Here is an 18,512-nt window from a genome sequence, read left to right as displayed (position 1 = left end):
CCGTCCCACACCCCGCAGGTCGGCGCCGGCCGTCTTCGCCTCGACGCGGGAGCCGGTGGGCAGTCGGACGGTCACCTCGACTGATCCGGAGGTGCCCAGGATGCGCGTCCTGGCCGGTGCGGTCGGCGACGGCGACGGATTCGACCCGTGGGCGTGTGGTGCTGACAGCCCCGTCCTCTAACCTCGTGCAGGGAAACGTGAGATGCCGTGTGCAGCGGATTGAGGAGGCGACGATGCTTGGCAGGGGTACGCAGTTGCTCGCGGGCGCGTTGACCCTGGCCTGCATGGTGCTCGTCGGCCCCAGCGCGCCGAGCGACGCCCTCTTCGCGAGGTCACTGCCCGTCGATGCCGTGCGGGAGGTCGTACCGAACCGGGTCATGACGTGGAACATCTGCAATCCCTGCGACGAAAGCAACGTCGACCGGGCGGCGGAGATCGCCGCGTATGCGCCCCAGGTCATCGGCCTGCAGGAAGCGTGCGTGCGTGACGTCGAGGGGATCCGGGACCAGCTGGAGCGCCGATACGGGCTGGTCTACCACGTCAAGTACGGCTCGGTACTTCAGAGTTGGGGCCGTTGCGGGGGAGTGCCGTGGAGTCCGGGAGGCTTCGGCCAGGCGATCCTCTCCGCGGCGCCGATGACAGACCGCGTCAACGTGGAGTACCCCGACGGCGGATCCGAAGACCGCGGGTACATGGCAGTCACCACGATGGTGGGTGGCCGGCCTGTCCGGGTCTTCGACACACACCTCGCCCAACGGCGTCAGGAATCGTTCCGGGCAGCGCAGGTCCGGGTACTCGCCGCAGCTGTCGCCCGACACGAGCGCGCAATCGTTCTCGGTGACTTCAACGCGGTGTCGGATGCTCCCGAACTCACCCCGATGTGGGCGCTGGCCACGGATACGGATGCTCAGTGCCGCCCCTCGTCCGGCGGCACGTGTGAGCCGACCACCGACTGGCAGAGCAAGTTCGACTACGTCTTCCTGCGAGGAATCACTCCGCTCCGGCACCGGGTGCAACCCACCGCGTACTCGGACCACCATCTGCTGTACACCGACCTCAACCCAACGTAAAGCGCCCCCGCGACCGTTGACGTCTGGGGGAGGGGCATCGTGAGTCCCCTTCCGCACGGCCGAGGCTGTGCCCGGCTGGGTGGCTGGTGACGGGCCGATCGGCGGCCTGTCCGGCCCGTTCGCGCGGCGCCCGTACGCGACCGGCGGCGATCACCGCCCTCGCCGTCACCGGCACCCTCGATCGGGTGCTCGCACCGCAGCCCATTCCCCTTCTCCATCTCCGACCAAACCTCGGTAGTCATCCCATGTGTTCTGTCTCCGAATTTGAGCCATGGGGTCTTGAACAGGGATGTTCTGAATTCACTGTCTTCCCTATAGACATGGAGTGCGACCGCGGCCGTTAATACATCCGATGTCCGTGAGGCCTGCTGGAGCCCCCGCGGACACCAACCACCGTGTCCTTCACCCTCCAGGAGCCGCACGATGTCCTCCGCACCCCTCAGCAGGCGCTCCCTCATCAAGGCCGCAGCCCTCGCCGGCGGAACCGTGGCGTTCGGTCTGCCGCAGGTCCTGTGGCCCGACACGGCCGAGGCCTACTCCGTCAACTCGAAGCTGGACTGGTGGTACCAGGCCCGCTTCGGGATGTTCATCCACTTCGGGTCCTACTCCTACCTCGGGCACGGTGAGTGGGCGTTCAGCGCCGATACCAACCCTTCTTGGACCAAGGCCGCCTACCAGGCCGAGGTGACCGCGAAGTTCAACCCGAACGCCTTCAACGCGGCCACCATCGCCCAACTGGCCCAGAACGCCGGCATGAAGTACCTCGTGATCACCGCCAAGCACCATGAGGGCTACGCGATGTGGGACTCCAACGTCCCGGGCTTCACCGACGCCAGCGGCACCAAGCTGTACAACCTGCACGACTACAACAACTTCCAGCCCGACCTGCTGGCCCAGTTGAAGACCGAGTGCGAGAGCCGGGGCATCAGGTTCGGGCTCTACTACTCGATCCTCGACTGGAGCCACCTCTCTCAGACCATCGACCGCGTCAACTACTACTCCGACATGTCGTCGCTGTCCGCCCGCACCGGCTACATCAACGACATGAAGGCCCAACTGCAGGAACTGCTGAACCGCTACGACCCGGCCGTCCTCTGGTTCGACGGCGACTGGTGCGCCAACCCCTCCACTCCCAACCTGGACGACTGGTGGACCCAGGCCGACGGCGTGGATCTGTACAACTGGCTGATGGCCCGCAAGCCCAGCCTCATCGTCAACGAACGCGTCAAGCGGGACCACGGTCTCGGCGACTACGCGGTCGCGGAGTTCGGCATACCCGACGCGCCGCTGGACCGGCCGTGGGAGGCATGCGCCACCATGAACGACGCCTGGGGCTACAACCAGTGGAAGGAGAACCAGTACCGCTCGGTCCAGACCATGATCCGGGAGATGGTCACCGTCGTCTCGCGGGACGGCAACTACCTGCTCAACATCGGCCCCAAGGGCGATGGCAGCGTGACCGCCGGATCCGTGACCGTTCTGAACGGCATGGGTTCCTGGATGGCCACCCACGGCGACAGCATCCACGGCACCAGCGGCAGCCCTTTCGCCACCGACCCGGCCTGGGGCAGGGTCACCAGGAAGAACGGCAAGCTCTTCGCCCACGTCTTCGACTGGCCCACGGGCGGCACCCTGCAGATTCCGGCGGTGTACAACACGATCAACCGCGTCTATCTGATGAACAACCCCTCCGCCTCGCTCAACTACTGGGTCAGCGGCGGGCAGATCAACGTCAGCGTGCCGAGCACCGCGCCCAACCCGAACGACTCCGTCGTCTGCGTGGAGGTCAGCGGCATGCCGGCCGTCCTCGCCGTCGGCGTCTACCGGCTGGTCTGCGCCCAGAGCGGCAAGGCCCTCGACAACGGCAACACCGGCGGCGACGGCAACCCGATCATCCAGTGGACCGTCAACGGCGGTACGCCGCAGCAGTGGACGGTCACCGACCAGGGCCACGGCTACTACAAACTGGTCTGCGTCCGCAGCGGCAAGGCCCTCGACGACAACAACAGCACCTCCGACAGCGGAGTGATGGTGCAGCGGACCGACACCGGCGCTTCTCAGCAGCAGTGGGCCGTCACCGCGCTGGGCGGCGGCGCGTTCCGGCTCGTCAACCGGCACAGCGGAAAGGCGCTGGACAACGCCAACAACGGCGCGGACTCGACCCAGATCATCCAGTGGACCCCCAACGGTGGCGCCCCGCAGCAGTGGAACATGACCAAGCTCGGCTGAGCGGCCCCGGGGTGGCGCGCCCGGGGCTCGCCACCCCGGATCACACGGCACCGGCGGCGGTAGTCGTGCCACCGTCCCGGCCGACCCTGCGGGTGGCCCCACACCGCAGAAGCGGTCACCTGCGGGACATGCGCTGCCGTCCGGGGAGGGATGGGAAGCCGCTGAGTGCGTGTTTTTGAAGGCTGGTCTTGCCGTCTGACCGCCGCGACGATCAGGGGTTGTGGCGTCGCGAGGGGTGGGCCGGCGGTACTGCCGGGAGTGTGGTGATCCGTTGCCGTCGACGATGGCGGTGAAGGCCGTGTTCTGTTCCGGTAGGTGCAGGTCACGGCATTGGCGGGTGCTTGAGCAGGCCCGGCTGAGGGTGGTGGCGATCCAGCGTGGGGAACGGGCTGAGTGCCCGGTCTGCGGGCGGGACTGGACGGCGGGTGTCGAACGGGCGCGGTCGGCCCGGTACTGCTCGCAGAGGTGCCGGGTGAGGGCCTGTCGGCAGAGGCAGGCGTCACGGAACAGTGTTGCGGAAACGCCGCAGGCGAACGGAAGTTGAGCCTCGCTGGCCACTCGCGTTGTTCACGGGTTGTGGCGGCGGACGGCGGGTGCTTCGAGCGCCCCCGCTTCGCGCTCTGCTCCGCGATCTCGGGTGCGCGTCACCGTTTGAGGTGACCTGGGCGGGTGCCTTGTTGACGGTCGCCATGGGGCGGCCGGCCCGGCCCGGGGCGTCATGCCGGAGCGGGTCGGGAACGTCACGCGGGCGCGTTACGAGCAGTTCGTGGCCGCGACGAGGCTGAAGAAGTCGCAGGTCGGCCGGGGCCGGCAGCTCCGTGATGTCGCGGCGGCGGAGAACCTGACTCCGATCATCGTGGAGGGCTCTGCCTGCGGATTACCCGCCCTGGGAGACCGTCTACGGGTTTTTCGCAAGGTGGAACCGGGCCGGAGTGGTTGCCTGGATCCGCGATCAGCTGCGGCGCCAGATCCGTACCAACCTGGCCGGTGCCCCTTCCCGGTCACGCTGATCGTCGACTCGCAGTCGGTGAAGGCCGCCGAGACCGTCAGCAGGGCCACCCGCGGATATGACGCCGGCAAGGAGATCAACGGGAGGAAGAGACACCTCGCGGTCGACACCAAGGGACTCCCCGTCATGATCTTGGTGACGCCCGCCGACATGACCGACCGGGACGCCGCCCGCGAACTGCTCTGGCGCCTGCGCGTCACCCACCCCCAGATCACGCAGGTCTGGGCGGACTCCGCCTACGCAGGCCAGCTCGTCGACTGGGCCCGCGACTTCCTCCACATCACCCTCAAGACCGTCTCGCGGCCCAAGGGCGCCAAGGGCTTCGTCGTCCTGCCCCGCCGCTGGCGTGTCGAGCGCACGATCGGCTGGACCATGCGCGCCCGCCGCAGCGCAAGGGACTACGAACGACTCCCGCAGCACAGCGAAGCCCATATGACCTGGTCACTCATCACGCTCATGAGCAGGCGCCTCACCCGCAAAGGCCCCCGCACCGACAGCTGGACGAAGAAGACCACCACCGGTTGCCCCCGGGGCCGGCAGGGCGCACCCGTGATCACTCAGCGTCGTCCGCGCCACCACCTTGGGGAGCCGTTGACGAGCGGCGAATCAGGTGCCAGGTAACTCGTCAACCGTCTCCGAGGTCGCCGCCGCAAAATTTCAGCTGGACGGCGGGCCCGGCCCGGTGGCGCCGCTGTTGTTCCGTAACCAGCCCGCCTCGTCGCAGGACAGGGTGAAGTAGTCCACCACCCTGTCCAGACCCAGATCCCGCCCCACCGACAGCCCCTTTCGTCACCCGCGTTCCCAGCGTTCGGGCTGGACGGTATGGGCGCTGGTGTGCAGCGGGGACGGATATCGGCGAAGGACTCCCCTACGGGAGGCGGACCTGGTGGATGGGCCGCCGCCGGAAAACTGTCACAGGCGTCAGCTGTGGCCGAAGGCCGCCGTGGTGGCCACGCACGAGAGCGATGTGCTCTACGAGGTCACCGAACGCAGACTGCTGACCAGGAACCCGCGGACCGTCAACGCCCTGACGGACCCGACACCTCGAGCCGGTGATCGCCGGTGTGACCGCGGGCTCAAAGGGACGGGCACAGTGTCGCCGGTCGGGCGCCTGTCCATGTGCGAGTGGGGCTGCCGCATGGACAGGCGTGACCGTGGGCCTCAAGCCGCTTCGAGGAAGGGGTAGTCGGTGTAGCCTTCCGCGCCCGGCCCGTAGAACAGTTCCGGCCGCGGCTCGTTCTCCGGATGGCCACCCTGCCAGCGCTCGACCAGGTCGGGGTTGGCGATGAGGGCCCGGCCCACGACCACGGCGTCGGCGTGGTCGGCCTCGATCTGCTGGAGCGCCTGCTCGCGGGTGGTCTGCCCCCCGAAGGGGCCGCTGTTGACGATCAGCTTGCCGTCGAAGCGCCGCCGCAGCTCCTGTACAAGGTCGCCGCCCGGCTCGGCGTGCAGTACGGAGAGGTAGGCCAGGCCCAGCGGGCGCAGTTGGTCCATCAGGGTGCCGTAGGTGGCCAGGACGTCGTCCCGGTCGGTCTCGAAGACGTCTCCGAGGTCGACCTCCGGCGAGATCCGCAGCCCGACCCGCTCGGCACCCACGGCCTGGGCGACCGCCGTGACGACCTCGACGACGAAGCGGGCGCGGTTGTGCGGCGAGCCGCCGTAGCCATCGGTGCGCTGGTTGGCCGCCGGGGAGAGGAACTCCTGGAGCAGGTAACCGTTGGCGCCGTGGATTTCCACGCCGTCCGCTCCCGCCTCGACGGCCCGGCGGGCCGCGGCGACGAAGTCCTCCAGGGCTGCCCGGATCTCTGCGGTGGTCATCGCCTCCGGTACGGGGTAGGGCTGCTCGCCCTTCTCGGTGAACGTCTTGTTGTCGATGGCGATCGCGCTGGGGGCGAGGATGCGGCGGCCGCCGTTGATGTCGGGGTGGGTGCCGCGGCCGGCGTGCATGATCTGCAGGACGATGCGGCCGCCCTCGGCGTGCACTGCCTCGAACACCCGCTGCCAGCCGGCCGCCTGCTCGTCGGTGGCGATGCCCGGCTCGCCGACATACCCCTGCGACGCGTGGTCGGGGTAGGTGCCCTCGGTGATGATCATTCCGACGCTCGCCCGCTGCCGGTAGTACTCGACCATCAGGTCCCCGGGGATGCCGGAGGAGCCGGCCCGGACCCGGGTCAGTGGTGCCATGACGATGCGGTTGGCGAGCTCGATCTTCCCGAGGGAGACGGGGGAGAAAAGCGATGGAACGGGCGAAACTTCTGAAATGTTGACAGTCATGGGTTTCTTTCTTTCTGCAATACGGAGGAAAAACGGGATGAAAGTCTGCGACGCAGGGGGTCCACGCTGTCCCGGCGGAGGCGCGGATGCGGTCCTCGGGCAGGCGCGGGCCCGCTGACGGTGACGCGGTTCCAGGATCGCGATCGGAGTGTGGGTGGTGCTGGCGGCGAACGCGGTGAGAGCCGCATGCCGTCGGCGTCGGCGCCGGTCAAGCGCAACTGCCCGCCGAAGTACGGGTGTTCGCTCCTTGCGCACGATCAGCAGTCAGCCAGGCGACGAAGTCATGGGTGCCGCCGCCGGACCCGGGTACGGATCGGTGTCTGCAGGCCGCGCCGCGATCGACTCCCTCTTCGCGCCCCGCGAAGGGGACCGATACACGGCTTCACCTGGAACGCGCTTGTGGCGGTGGCGGGAACAGCGATCTCAGCGATCCTCGTTCGCACCGGCGAGGCACTTCCGCCGGCAGATCGCCCATCGGGCGGTCTGCTTCACGAGGGCGTGGGCTTAGCTGAGCGGGACGTCCGCGACGGCCTTGAGGTGGCTGAACGTCTCGAGGGAGTAGCGGCCGTGGTAGCGGCCCATGCCGCTTTCGCCGACGCCGCCGAAAGGCAGGCCGGGCATGAGCAGTTGCATCACCGGCTGGCCCCAGGCGACGCCGCCGGAGGACGTCTCGTTCACGAGGCGTGCCTTGGTGGCCTGGGAGGTGGTGAAGGCGTAGAGGGCGAGGGGCTTTTCGCGTTCGTTGATGAAGGCGATGGCGGCGTCGAGGTCTTCGACTTCGACGACGGCGAGGATCGGGCCGAAGATCTCCTCCTGCATGACCGGCGATGCGGGGTCGACATCGGTGAGCACGGTCGGTGCGATGAACAGGTCGTCGCGGTCGTGCCGGCCTCCCACCGCCGCCCGGCCGGAGTCCAGCAGACGGGTGAGCCGGTCGAAGTGCCGTTCGTTGATGATCCGGCCGAAGTCGGCTGAGGTCTGCGGGGTGGGACCGAACTGGGCGTCGACCGCCGCGCGCAGGGCGGGGACCAGTGCGGCGGCGGTGGCGGGGTCGGCCAGAACGTAGTCGGGGGCTATGCACTGCTGCCCCGCGTTGCCGAACTTGGCGCCGACCAGCCGCTTGGCGGTCTCGTCCACGTCGGCGTCGGGTGCCACGAAGACCGGCGACTTGCCCCCGAGTTCAAGCGTGACCGGGGTGAGGTGCTTGGCCGCTGCGGCCATGACGATCCGGCCGACGGTGCCATTGCCGGTGTAGAAGATCTGGTCGAAACGCTGCGCCAGGAGGGCCGTGGTCTCCTCGGCGCCTCCCTCGACGACGGTGAGCACGTCGGCGTCGAAGTACTCACGCAGGAGTCGTGATGCGACCGCCGAGGTGTGTACCGACATCTCGCTCGGCTTGGCCACCACGGTGTTCCCGGCGGCCAGGGCGCCGATGATGGGGTCGATGAGAAGGTGCAGCGGGAAATTCCAGGGAGCGATCACCAGGACGACCCCGAGCGGGTCGTACGTGGTGTAGGCCGTGGTCGTGGGACCGAAGTGGGCGGGAACCTCCACCGGGCGGGGCTGAAGCCAGTTCTCGAGGTTCGCCAGCGTCTCGTCGATGTCGGCGACGGTGAAGTCGATCTCCTGCATCTTCGCCTCGGCGGCGTTCTTCCTCAGATCCGCCCAGAGCGCCTCGATCAGTTCCTGCTCGTTCTCGACCAGCAGGGCCCGCAGCCGCTGCAGCTGGCTGACGCGCCAGTCCAGTGGGCGGGTGACGCCGGTGTTGAACGTCGCACGAAGGCGGCCCACCACCTCCGCGGCCGGTTCACTCTGATGCGTCCTCGACTCGATCCCCTGTGTCGCGCTCATGGGATGTACTCCGTTCTTGATCCAGGCCACGCCCCGGCCGTCTTCCAGCCGGGCACAGTGGCCAGCGTGCTGGACGATCCGGCATCCACCCAGGTCACGGCTTTGCGTACGTGCGCCGTGCCTACCACTGGTTGGGTCAGGAAGGTGTGCGTGCGGGGCGCGGATGCGACCCGGGCGGGAACGGGCACGTCGTCGGCACGCACGGCCTGATGAACTCCCCTTGATCATCGGTAGTCGCCCGCCGTCGTCCTCGCCGTCCGGTTCGAACCGTTCATGCTTCCTGCCTACCCGCTCACAGTGCCCGGCGTCAGCGATTCGTCCGGAGGTCAGTCTTCAAAAACACGCCCTGAGGCCCTGAGGCCGCGCCGAGCGCTTCCGCCCGGCTCTTCGGTCCCGGCATCCGACCCGACCGAAGAATCGACGGCAACCTTTTCGCCACCGGTGGCCACTGACCAGTGCAACAGCAATACGCACTTCCGAACGGATGGACATGCAAGAAACACGCCGGGCCGCGCGGCAGCGCAGGCGCAGACGCGTCCTGATGGTGGGCACCGCCGCGGGACTGGCCGTCACAGGTCTTCTCGTCTGCCTGGTCATGACGATGCAACCCGACGGCAAGGAGAATGCCGGGCCGGCCCCGGCCACGGCCGTGGCCGACTCCCAGGAGACCCCCACGCCGACACCGCCAGGGAAGAAGCCCGCCACAGCCTCCCCGTCGGCGGCCTCCGCGACCCCGTCGGCCAGTGCCAAGTCGCCATCGGCGAGCGCCACGCCCTTGAAGGCTTCGGCGACCCCGTCGGCGCCCACGTCGGCCGCCCCGAGGACGGCTCCTGCCGCGTCAACCCTGGCCGGACGGATTCGACCCAAGAGCACCTACCAGGGAGTCGCCACCGTCTACCAGGCCGGGGTAGGGGACGGCGCCTGCTCCTACGGCCCGAGCGGCGACATGATGATCGCGGCGATGAACACCACCGACTACGAGACGTCCGCGGCCTGCGGGGCGTATGTGCTCGTCCACGCGGCGAACGGCGCCTCCGTCACGGTCAAGATCACCAACGAATGTCCGCTGCCCTGTGCACCCGGGCAACTCGACCTGAGCGAACAGGCTTTCGCCAAACTGGCACCCATCTCGACCGGCCGGATCGCGATCACCTGGAGCCTGTTGAGCCCCGACGCGGTGGGCACGATCTCGATCCGCTACAAGAACGGATCCAGCCCCTACTGGTGCGGCATCCAGGCGATCGGCCACCGCAACCCGCTCGCCCGGCTGGAGGTCCGCGCCGGCGGCGGCTGGCGCCGACTGACCCGCACCGACTACAACTATTTCCTCTCCCCCGACGGCAGCGGGTGCGGCGGCGCGATCAGGATCACCGACATCTACGGAGAACGGCTGACCGTCAACGGGATCGCGCTGCGCCCGGATGTCGTGCAGTCGGCAGGGGTCCAGTTCGCACGGCACTGACCCCGCCCCGGCGGGCCCCCTCCGTGCCGGCCGTCGACCGGGGACGGCGCGGCCGTGAAGGCCGATCCGAGCACGACGTCGGCTTGCCGGAGGGGGCCGGACTCTGTGGAGCCGGGGCACTGTGCGGCTCCTGGGCCCACCGGTCTGCGAGGAGGAAATCAGGCGGGCCTCGGGAGGTGAACGTATGTCACACGGCGGTGCAGGCAGTGCCGTTGAGGCTGAAGGCGGTGGGCTTGGCGAAAGTGCCGCTGGAGGAGCCCTGGAACCCGAAGGTCGCCTGGCCGCCGGCCGCCACGTCTCCGTTGTGGGACACGTTGCTCGCCGTGACCGCTCCTGACGATCCGGACAGGTTCGCGTTCCAGGCGTTGGTGATCTGCTGCCCGGAGGGGAGGGCGAACGCGAGCTTCCAGCCACTGATGGAGGAGGACCCGGTGTTGGTGATGGTGACGTCGGCGGTGAAGCCGCCCTGCCAGACGTTCGTCCCGTACGCCACCTTGCAGGCCGTGGATCCGCCGGGGGTGCCCGGGTCGCTGGAGGAGCCCTTGTTGACCGTGGAGGAGAACGAGGTCACGGCGAGGCCCGTGCCGTTCTGCCAGGGCTCGAAGCCTGCCTGAACACTTGTCAGGTACCAGTTGTTCTGCGCGAGCCCTCGCGAGACCGCCTGCCGGGCGAAGTCCATGACGTCGAAGTTCCAGCTGGTGATAGCCGACGGTGCGACGAACGACAGCACGTCGTTCGAGCCGTTGCTGCCGGACCACACCTGCCAATCACGCCCGCCCACGTTGGCGTTGCCGACCGGGGAGCCAATGGGCTGGACGGATCCGACCTTGTTGAACCAGATCATGATCTCGGTCCGGTTGACGCCGTCGGTGCGGGGCGTGGGATCGAGCCAGATGTCGCACGCGGCGTCGTAGATCGCATCGCTCACATAGCTGTACGAGATGCCCGAAGGTGCGTTGGAGATGGTGCTGAGCTGAGCGGGAAGGTTGGTTCCGGGCGAGCAGTTGGTGTAGTGGCAGCCGTTGTAGACGGACGGGTAGGACTTCGGAGCGCCGTTCGTGGGGACGGATCCGTCGGCCTGGGTGATTCTGAACCCCGAGTCGGTGACGGCGACGCACTGGGTGGCGCTGGTGCCCCAGCGGTTGTTCTGCACCACGTAGCGGCCCTGGATGGTCGTTGCGCCGAAGGGCTGGCAGATCGTGGTGTCGGCCTGCGCCACTGACGCTGTGGTCAGAAGCGCCACGAGTGAGACGAGCGAGGTGAGCAGCGCGCCGAACAGGCCACGCGCGCTGCGGGCATGGTGCGGGGAAGGACGCATGCGGATCCTCTTCCGAGGGATGGGGGGTACGGAAGGTCTCCCACAACTTTGTGAATGGGAGCGCTCCCAATCCGGGCTTCGGCTGGGACTGTAGGGATGGTTCAGGTCCCTGACAAGACTGTCGGCATGAACCTGTCCACCCGATTTCGGAGACGCAGGTCAGACAGGGGAACCGAGACACGGCACGCCAACTCCGGGAGCGCTCCCCGGACGGGTTCGGCGACGAAGGGTCAGGTGGACTCGCGTACCACCAGCTCCGTACGGAGGATGACGTGACGCCAGGCCACGGCGCCCTCCTCCATCTCCTCGAGGAGCAGTCGGATCATGGCCCGCCCGATCTCCTCGATCGGCTGGCGCACCGTGGTCAGCGGTGGTTCGGTCCGCTGGGCCAGTGAGAAGTCGTCGAAACCGATCACGGCGACGTCCTCGGGCACCCGTCGGCCGGCCGCGCGCAGGGCCTCCAGAGCCCCCGCGGCTGTGGTGTCCGACGCGGCGAGGACGCCGTCGATGTCCGGATACCGTTCGATGAGTTCGGCCATGGCGCGGCGTCCGCTCTCCGCCGTGAAGTCGCTTTCGGCGACGCGTGTCGGCTCGCCCTCCAGGCCCGCCATCGCCAAGGCCTCCTCGTAGCCGCGCAGTCGGCACTGGGCGGCGTACAGGTCGAGCGGCCCGGTGATCGTGGCTATCACCCTGCGGCCCTGTCGCAGCAGGTGGGAGACGGCGCTGCGGGCACCACCGATGTTGTCCGCGTCGACGTAGCTGACGTATTCCTCGCCCGAGCGGCGTCCCAGCAGGACGGTCGGCAACCGGGCTTCGGCGAGCATGTCCGGCAGCGGATCACCGGCGTGCACGGACATCAGCAGGACTCCGTCGACCCGGCCGCCGCGCGCGTACTCGAGGAAACGCTGTCGCTCGGTGTCCGAGCGGACCAGGGTCAGCAGGAGTTGGATCCCGGTGTCCGTCAGCGCGTCTCCGAGCGAGCGGACGATCTCGGAGAAGAAGGGCTCGGCGAACTGCCGCCAGTCCGGCTCCGTCATGACCAGGGCGACGGCGTCGGCCCGCCGCCCTGCCAGGGAACGGGCCGCGAGATTGGGCACGTAGCCCAGTTCCTCGATGGCCCGCTGGACGGCCCGACGTGTCGACTCCTTCACGCCCGCCGCGTTGTTGATGACGCGGGAGACCGTGCCCCGTCCCACCCGCGCATGGACGGCCACCTCCTCCAGCGTCGGTGTGCCCGGGCGTCGTCTGCCCATGACCGCCTCCCCAAGAGATCACCGATCTTACCGGCCGGAGGCAACCGAGCACACGACTTCAGGGGCGGAGCGGGTACCGTGCACCCGCGAATTGGGAGCGCTCCCGTTCCCAGTAGGAGGGTATGGGTGTTATCGCTGATCGTCGAACGTGGAGCTCGCTGCTCGAAGCCTCGGGGATCTGCGTTTGCGTAGGGGAATTCGGTGCCGTTCCACGGGCGGCCTTGGCGGGTCGGAAGAGGGGGCAGGACGTGCACACGGCGCTACGTGCGCGATGTGTCCGTCCTCGCGCGTGAGCCGGCTCCGCCCGAATCGCGCGCGAGGACCGGGCAGCCCCCGTGAGGGGTGGGGGCTGCCCGGCCGGGTGACCCCGTCACCAGGCGACGGGGTCGCGTACGCGGATCGCCGGCGGGGGCTACTCGAGGAGTTCCGCGTACGAGCCCATGGCCAGGGCTATGTCCGCCTGGGCCCAGAACCGGTGGTAGGTGAAGACGGGCGCGGCGCCGCCCTTGAGGTAGGCCTCGATCTTCGACCAGGCAGGGTCGTCCTTGTAGAAGGACCGGATCGAGGAGAAGGTCGAGGACGAGTCGATGGTCTCGCCGTTCGGCATCTTGCCGGTCCAGCCGCTCGGCACGTAGAGGCTGTCGTTGAACCGGCTGTAGTCGGTGCGGGTCTCGGGAACAGCGATACCGAGGCTGTCCTGGTAGTTGCCCCACATGCCGTCCAGCAGCGCCTTCGCCGTCGACTTCGACGCCGCGTCACCGGACCTGGCGCCGTAGTACGCGAGTGTCTTGGCGTAGGCGGCCGCCACCCCGACGTCGTTCGTGTAGTCGGCGACGGTGACGTGAAGTCCGCTGTTGGCAGCGGGACTTGACGCGTTCCAGGTGTCGGGCTGGCCCGACCACTTGAGGGTGGAGGGAATCTGGTAGGTGCCGTCCGGGTTGATCGTGGTCTTGGACAGCGCCCACTTGACCCACTTGTCGAGGACCGCCTTCGCGGCGGCGTTGCCCGTCTGCTGGTAGTACTCGGCGACCCGTTCCATGGACCACGCCTGGAAGCCGAACCATTGGTTGGACGGCGGGTCGTGGTACACCGGCTGCTCGTCGTAGTACATGCCGTAGAACGTCGACTTCCCGGCCGGCGGGGTCGCGTAACGGCCCGCCCAGCTGTTGGTCGAGCCGCCGGCGATCGCGCCCTCGTCCGACTGCAGCCAGCGGTAGAACTCCAGCTGCCGCTGCAGCGACTTCGTCCAGTCCGCCTGCCCTGTCGCCGACTTGGGCTTCAGATCGGCGTACGAGCTGAGCGCGTAGGCGGCCAGCGGGTTCTGGTAGCCGCTGTGGGCGAAGCTGGATCCGATCCGCCAGGCCCACCCGCCAGTGGTGGCGGTGGAGCCTCCCCAGGCGTAGTACCAGGACAACAGGTAGTGCGAGGCGTCCTTGCCGGTACCGGCCGGGCAGGACGAGGGCCCCGCGCAGTTGCCGATCTTCTTGAAGTACTTGTCGTACATGGCGTACCGCAGGTAGTCGCCCATCTTCGCGGCCTTGGCGATGGTGCCCGACACGTCCGAGCCCTTGCCCTGCTGTTTCGCCCACAGGTCCGCCCAGTAGGCGGCCTGTACCGCACGCGCGTCGGCGTCCGGGGCGGCGGTGTACTTCCACTGCTTGGCGTACGACTTGTCCCCGGTGAACAGGTCCAGGTAGCCGTTCTTGCCGCCGTACTTGAAGGCGTCGCAGGTCGGCTGCGGCACCGTCTCCCACACCGACTCCTGCGGGCCGCGCTGGAAGGTGTTCATGTACGACGGTCCGGTCTCCGTCGGGCCGGCCTCGCACGTGCCGCCCGGGGTGTCGCCGAAGCCGTAGGTGTTGTCGACGTCCTGGATCCAGTGCATGCCGTAGACGTCGTCCGTGCCGTAGGTCGACTTCAGCTCACCGGCGATCGGGTCCGAACCGACGGGTACGGACGGGTCGAGCGCGGTCGGATACTGGTTCGGAGTGTCCTCCTCGGGCCCGTAGGTCGCCGGTTTGGAGGCGCTGTAGAAGGAGTTGGTGGGCTGGTCGGCATGGGTGGGGATCATGTACTTCTCCATGATGTCCCAGGCGCCGTTGAACTTGGTCCAGTCGCCCGTCACCTTGCCGTACATGGCCTGGAGCCACAGGAGGTAGCCGTAGGCCTCCGACGTGGTCTCGTGGCCCTGGTCCGGGGCCTCGACGATCAGCGTCTCGACCGAGTGGTAGGGGATGCCCTCGGGGGAGAAGTAACCGCTCGCCGGGTTGGTGATCTTGCCGTAGAGCTCCAGGAACCGGGCGTCGTACGTCTTGGACGCCGCGATCTGGGTGACCGTCACCGCCGCCTTGCCGTACCCGGTGGCTGTCGACTCGAAGGTCGCCGCCCCCGTGCCGGAGGAGTCCGCCGTGACGGTCACCTTCTGCGTGGTGTTCCAGTCCGACGGGGTGAAGGTGAGCGACGTCCCGCCGGTCACCGACAGTCCCGTGTTGCCGCCGGTCCGGGCGGTCGTCACGGTCACGTTGGCCGACGGCTGGGTCGACAGCTTCACGTCGTACGTCGCCGACTTGCCCTGCTGGACGGCGAGTTGGCTGGTCGAGGCCACCACGGCGGGACCCGCCGCGACCGTGATGCCGACCGGGGTGGACTCCGCCGACGCGCCCAGACTGTCGTACGCCTTCGCCAGCAGGGAGTGACTGCCCACGGCCAGTCCGGAGGCGGAGAGCGTGTAGGGCGTGCTCGTGTCCGTTCCCAGCAGTGTGGTGTCGTCGTAGAACTCCACCTTGCTGATCGTCGCGCCGTCCGCGGCAGCCGTGGTCGCCGCGAGCGGCACGGCGTCACCCCGCGAGTAGACCGCGCCGGCGGCCGGGCTGGTCAGCATGGTGATCGGCGGCTGGTGGGCGCCGACGCAGCTGGTGCCGTTGACCGCGAAACCGGCCGGCGCGGCGTTGCTGCCGCTGTAACTGAACTGCGCGCCTGCGGAGACGGCGCCGCCCGGGGCGATGGTGCCGTTGTACGAGGCGTTCTTGACGGTGACGGCCTGACCGGCCTGGGACCAGGTGCCGTTCCACCCGTTCGCGAGCTTCTGGTTGCCCGTGTAGCCGTAGGTCAGGGTCCAGCCGTCGATCGCGGCGCTGCCGCGGTTGGTGACAGTGAGGTCGGCGGTGAAGCCGGAGCCCCAGTCGTTGGTCCTGTAGTCGACGCTGCACTGCACGGACGCCGCGTTCGCGGTGGTCGTGCCGCTGGCGAGCATTGACAGGGGCAGAGCGAACACAGCGGCGGCTGCGGTCCAGAACCGCCGTACGGCTCTGCGTTTGCGTCCGGGATCCATGTGCTGTTCCTCCTTGCGTCACGCGACTCACGGAGAGATGCCGAGGGGGGAATCCAGTGGGAGCGCTCCCATCGTGGAGATGAAGGGCGGATCGGTCAAGATGCCGACGACTTCAAAGTTCGAACCGACCTGACAGGAGCGAAAGTTTCGCAAGGGCCCTATGAAACCCCGCTGGTTGGCGCTAGCTTCCTCCTCACCAGTGGGAGCGGTTCCATCACTCGACGTGTCCGTAGCGGCGCGCCAAGCTGTAAGGACTCGCTCATGCGACACCCCCCGCATTCAGTACTTTTAGTCAGCGACGCTCTCTCGAGCGCTGTTCCACCTGTGTTCTCGGCCCGGGGAGCCACGGCCGCGCGCACAGTGGGACCCGCCGACACCAGCCAGTGGGACAGCCCTTTCCAGGGTGTTGAGCCGCTCAGTGGCCGTGACGCCGGCGAGCCGTCCCGCACCGATGAGATCCAGGCTCGACGGGCACACCACCCCGCGGTCGCTCGTCGACCGGGGCATGACGTGGTGCGACGACCGTGAGCCCGTCCTGTCCGGCCGGACCCGGAACGTGCAGGACTGCTCCTCCGATCCCTCCTCCCCGTTCTTTCCGGCCTTTCCATCCTTGATCTCCGCCTACGAGGCACTGCCACCCGTAGGGCGTCGGCTCGCGCCGCCGTTCGCGCGGCCCGCATCCGCACTTCCACATCAAGAAAAGGAAGCCCGCACTCATGAGTCACACCAGGACATCGCTGCTCGCCGCCCTGGCGCTGGTCGCCGGGACGTCGGGGACGGCGCTCGTCGTCGGCCAGGCCGGCGCTGCCACCTCGTCCATTCCCTGCACCGTCGACTACAAGGTGCAGAGCCAGTGGGACACCGGCTTCACCGCCGCGGTGACCATCACCAACAACGCGGCCGCCAAGTCGGGTTGGTCGGTGAAGTGGTCGTACGCAGGCAACCAGAAGGTCACGAACGGCTGGAACGCGAGGATCAGCCAGAGCGGCGCGGACGTCACCGCAGCCAACGAGACCTACAACAGCACGCTCGGGAACGGCGGTTCGGTCAGCTTCGGCTTCAACGGCTCCTACAGCGGCACCAACACCGTGCCCGCCACGTTCACGCTCGACGGTGTCGCCTGCAACGTCGACAACGGCGGCGGAACTGGCGGCGGTACTGGTGGAGGCACCGGCGGTGGAACGGGTGGTGGCACCGGCGGCGGAGACGGTGGGGGCGGCACCGGCAGCCGAGTGGACAACCCCTACACCGGCGCCAAGGTGTACGTGAACCCGGAGTGGTCCGCCAAGGCCGCCGCCGAACCGGGCGGCGGCAGCATCGCCAACCAGCCCACCGCCGTCTGGCTCGACCGCATCGCCGCCATCAACGGTGTCAACGGCGGGATGGGCCTGCGCGCCCACCTCGAGGAGGCCCTGAAGCAGAAGGGTTCCGGTGAACTCGTCGTCCAGATCGTGATCTACGACCTGCCCGGCCGTGACTGCGCCGCCCTCGCCTCCAACGGCGAGCTGGGGCCCAACGACCTCGACAAGTACAAGTCGCAGTACATCGACCCCATCGTGTCGATCCTGTCCGAAGCCAAGTACGCCGGCCTGCGGATCGCCACCGTCATCGAGCCCGACTCACTGCCCAACCTGGTCACCAACGCCGGCGGCACCCCCACCACCACCGACGCCTGCGTGACCATGAAGGCCAACGGCAACTATGAGAAGGGTGTCGGCTACGCCCTGGACAAGCTGGGCAACATCCCCGGCGTCTACAACTACATCGACGCCGCCCACCACGGCTGGCTCGGCTGGGACAGCAACCTCGCTCCGGCCGTGCAGCAGTTCCAGAAGGTCGCGACGTCGAACGGCGCGAGCGTCAACGACGTGGCCGGTTTCATCGTCAACACCGCGAACTACAGCCCCACCAAGGAGCCGTACCTCAAGGTCACCGACACGGTGGGCGGTCAGACCGTGCGCCAGTCGAAGTGGGTCGACTGGAACCAGTACGTGGACGAGCAGTCCTTCGCCCAGGCGTTCCGGGACAAGCTCGTCGCGGCCGGATTCAACTCCGGACTCGGCATGCTGATCGACACCTCGCGCAACGGATGGGGCGGCTCCGCCCGGCCCACCGGTCCCGGTTCGCCGACCACGGTGGACGGCTATGTCGACGCCAGCCGTATCGACCGGCGGATCCACGCCGGGAACTGGTGCAACCAGAGCGGTGCGGGCATCGGCGAACGGCCGACCGCGGCTCCGGCCGCAGGCATCGACGCCTACGTGTGGGTCAAGCCGCCGGGGGAGTCGGACGGCAACAGCACCGCCATCCCCAACGACGAGGGCAAGGGCTTCGACCGGATGTGCGACCCGACGTACGGCGGCAACGCCCGCAATGGCAACAACCTCTCCGGCGCACTGCCGAACTCGCCGCTGGCCGGACGCTGGTTCTCCGCCCAGTTCCAGCAGCTGGTCCGGAACGCCTACCCGCCGCTGTCGTGACCTGCTGAGGCGGTAGGCGACCGCCGGGATCCGTCCCTCGGCCAGGCCGAGGGACGGATCCCGGCGGATCCCGCGCGTCAGGTCGGCCCTCTCCCTGGGCGCGGCGATCAACCGGGGGACACGTCACTGGATGCCGTGGTTCGAACAAACCGCCACCTCGGCGATCAAGACCTCCAAGGCCTGACTGCACCTCGGCACATCTCGGGGCCCTTCGGATGACCGGGCTGGTGGGGCG

General features: G+C 68.3%; 9 protein-coding genes and 1 pseudogene. 5 read left to right on the top strand and 5 right to left on the bottom strand.

What is annotated here, in order from left to right; translation table 11 throughout:
* Positions 1-233: 233 nt before the first annotated feature.
* From ACW4TU_RS01340 to ACW4TU_RS01330, 3 genes and pseudogenes are all read left to right on the top strand, one after another.
* Positions 234-1,070 carry an endonuclease/exonuclease/phosphatase family protein gene (locus tag ACW4TU_RS01340; RefSeq protein ID WP_457423729.1) on the top strand — a complete coding sequence of 279 codons (837 nt, stop codon included), beginning with the start codon at positions 234-236 and terminating at the stop codon, positions 1,068-1,070.
* A gap of 423 nt (positions 1,071-1,493) precedes the next feature.
* Positions 1,494-3,299 carry an alpha-L-fucosidase gene (locus ACW4TU_RS01335; protein ID WP_457423727.1) on the top strand — a complete coding sequence of 602 codons (1,806 nt, stop codon included), beginning with the start codon at positions 1,494-1,496 and terminating at the stop codon, positions 3,297-3,299.
* 857 nt (positions 3,300-4,156) lie between these two features.
* A pseudogene (locus tag ACW4TU_RS01330) lies at positions 4,157-4,878 on the top strand (IS5 family transposase); the annotation flags it as partial.
* A 591-nt stretch (positions 4,879-5,469) separates the two neighbouring features.
* Here the strand turns inward: ACW4TU_RS01330 and ACW4TU_RS01325 are convergent.
* The gene (locus ACW4TU_RS01325; RefSeq protein ID WP_457423725.1) at positions 5,470-6,582 is read right to left on the bottom strand and encodes an alkene reductase; all 1,113 of its coding nucleotides are present in this window, start codon (positions 6,580-6,582) and stop codon (positions 5,470-5,472) included.
* A gap of 504 nt (positions 6,583-7,086) precedes the next feature.
* Entirely contained in the window at positions 7,087-8,433 is a 1,347-nt protein-coding gene (locus ACW4TU_RS01320) for an aldehyde dehydrogenase family protein (RefSeq protein ID WP_457423723.1), read from the bottom strand.
* A 490-nt stretch (positions 8,434-8,923) separates the two neighbouring features.
* Here ACW4TU_RS01320 and ACW4TU_RS01315 point away from each other — a divergent pair, with 490 nt between their 5' ends.
* On the top strand, positions 8,924-9,895 hold the full coding sequence (locus ACW4TU_RS01315) for an expansin EXLX1 family cellulose-binding protein (RefSeq protein WP_457423721.1): 972 nt from the start codon (positions 8,924-8,926) through the stop codon (positions 9,893-9,895).
* 187 nt (positions 9,896-10,082) lie between these two features.
* On the opposite strand, the gene ACW4TU_RS01310 is transcribed toward ACW4TU_RS01315, so the two are convergent.
* The 3 genes from ACW4TU_RS01310 to ACW4TU_RS01300 form a co-directional block, all read right to left on the bottom strand.
* Positions 10,083-11,213, bottom strand: coding sequence for a glycoside hydrolase family 12 protein (locus ACW4TU_RS01310; protein ID WP_457423719.1), 1,131 nt, complete (start codon positions 11,211-11,213; stop codon positions 10,083-10,085).
* 230 nt (positions 11,214-11,443) lie between these two features.
* Positions 11,444-12,466 (bottom strand): LacI family DNA-binding transcriptional regulator, encoded by a 1,023-nt coding sequence (locus tag ACW4TU_RS01305; RefSeq protein WP_457423717.1) that lies wholly within the window; start codon positions 12,464-12,466, stop codon positions 11,444-11,446.
* 412 nt (positions 12,467-12,878) lie between these two features.
* Complete coding sequence (locus ACW4TU_RS01300) at positions 12,879-15,797, bottom strand: glycoside hydrolase family 48 protein (protein WP_457423715.1); 2,919 nt, start codon at positions 15,795-15,797, stop codon at positions 12,879-12,881.
* 716 nt (positions 15,798-16,513) lie between these two features.
* Between ACW4TU_RS01300 and ACW4TU_RS01295 the strand changes: the two genes are divergently transcribed.
* The gene (locus tag ACW4TU_RS01295) at positions 16,514-18,277 is read left to right on the top strand and encodes a glycoside hydrolase family 6 protein (protein ID WP_457423713.1); all 1,764 of its coding nucleotides are present in this window, start codon (positions 16,514-16,516) and stop codon (positions 18,275-18,277) included.
* Positions 18,278-18,512 lie beyond the last annotated feature (235 nt).

This window comes from Streptomyces kryoterrae, assembly GCF_054072135.1.
Note: the sequence above shows the minus strand (reverse complement) of the source record. Positions and strands in the feature narration are given on the sequence as shown.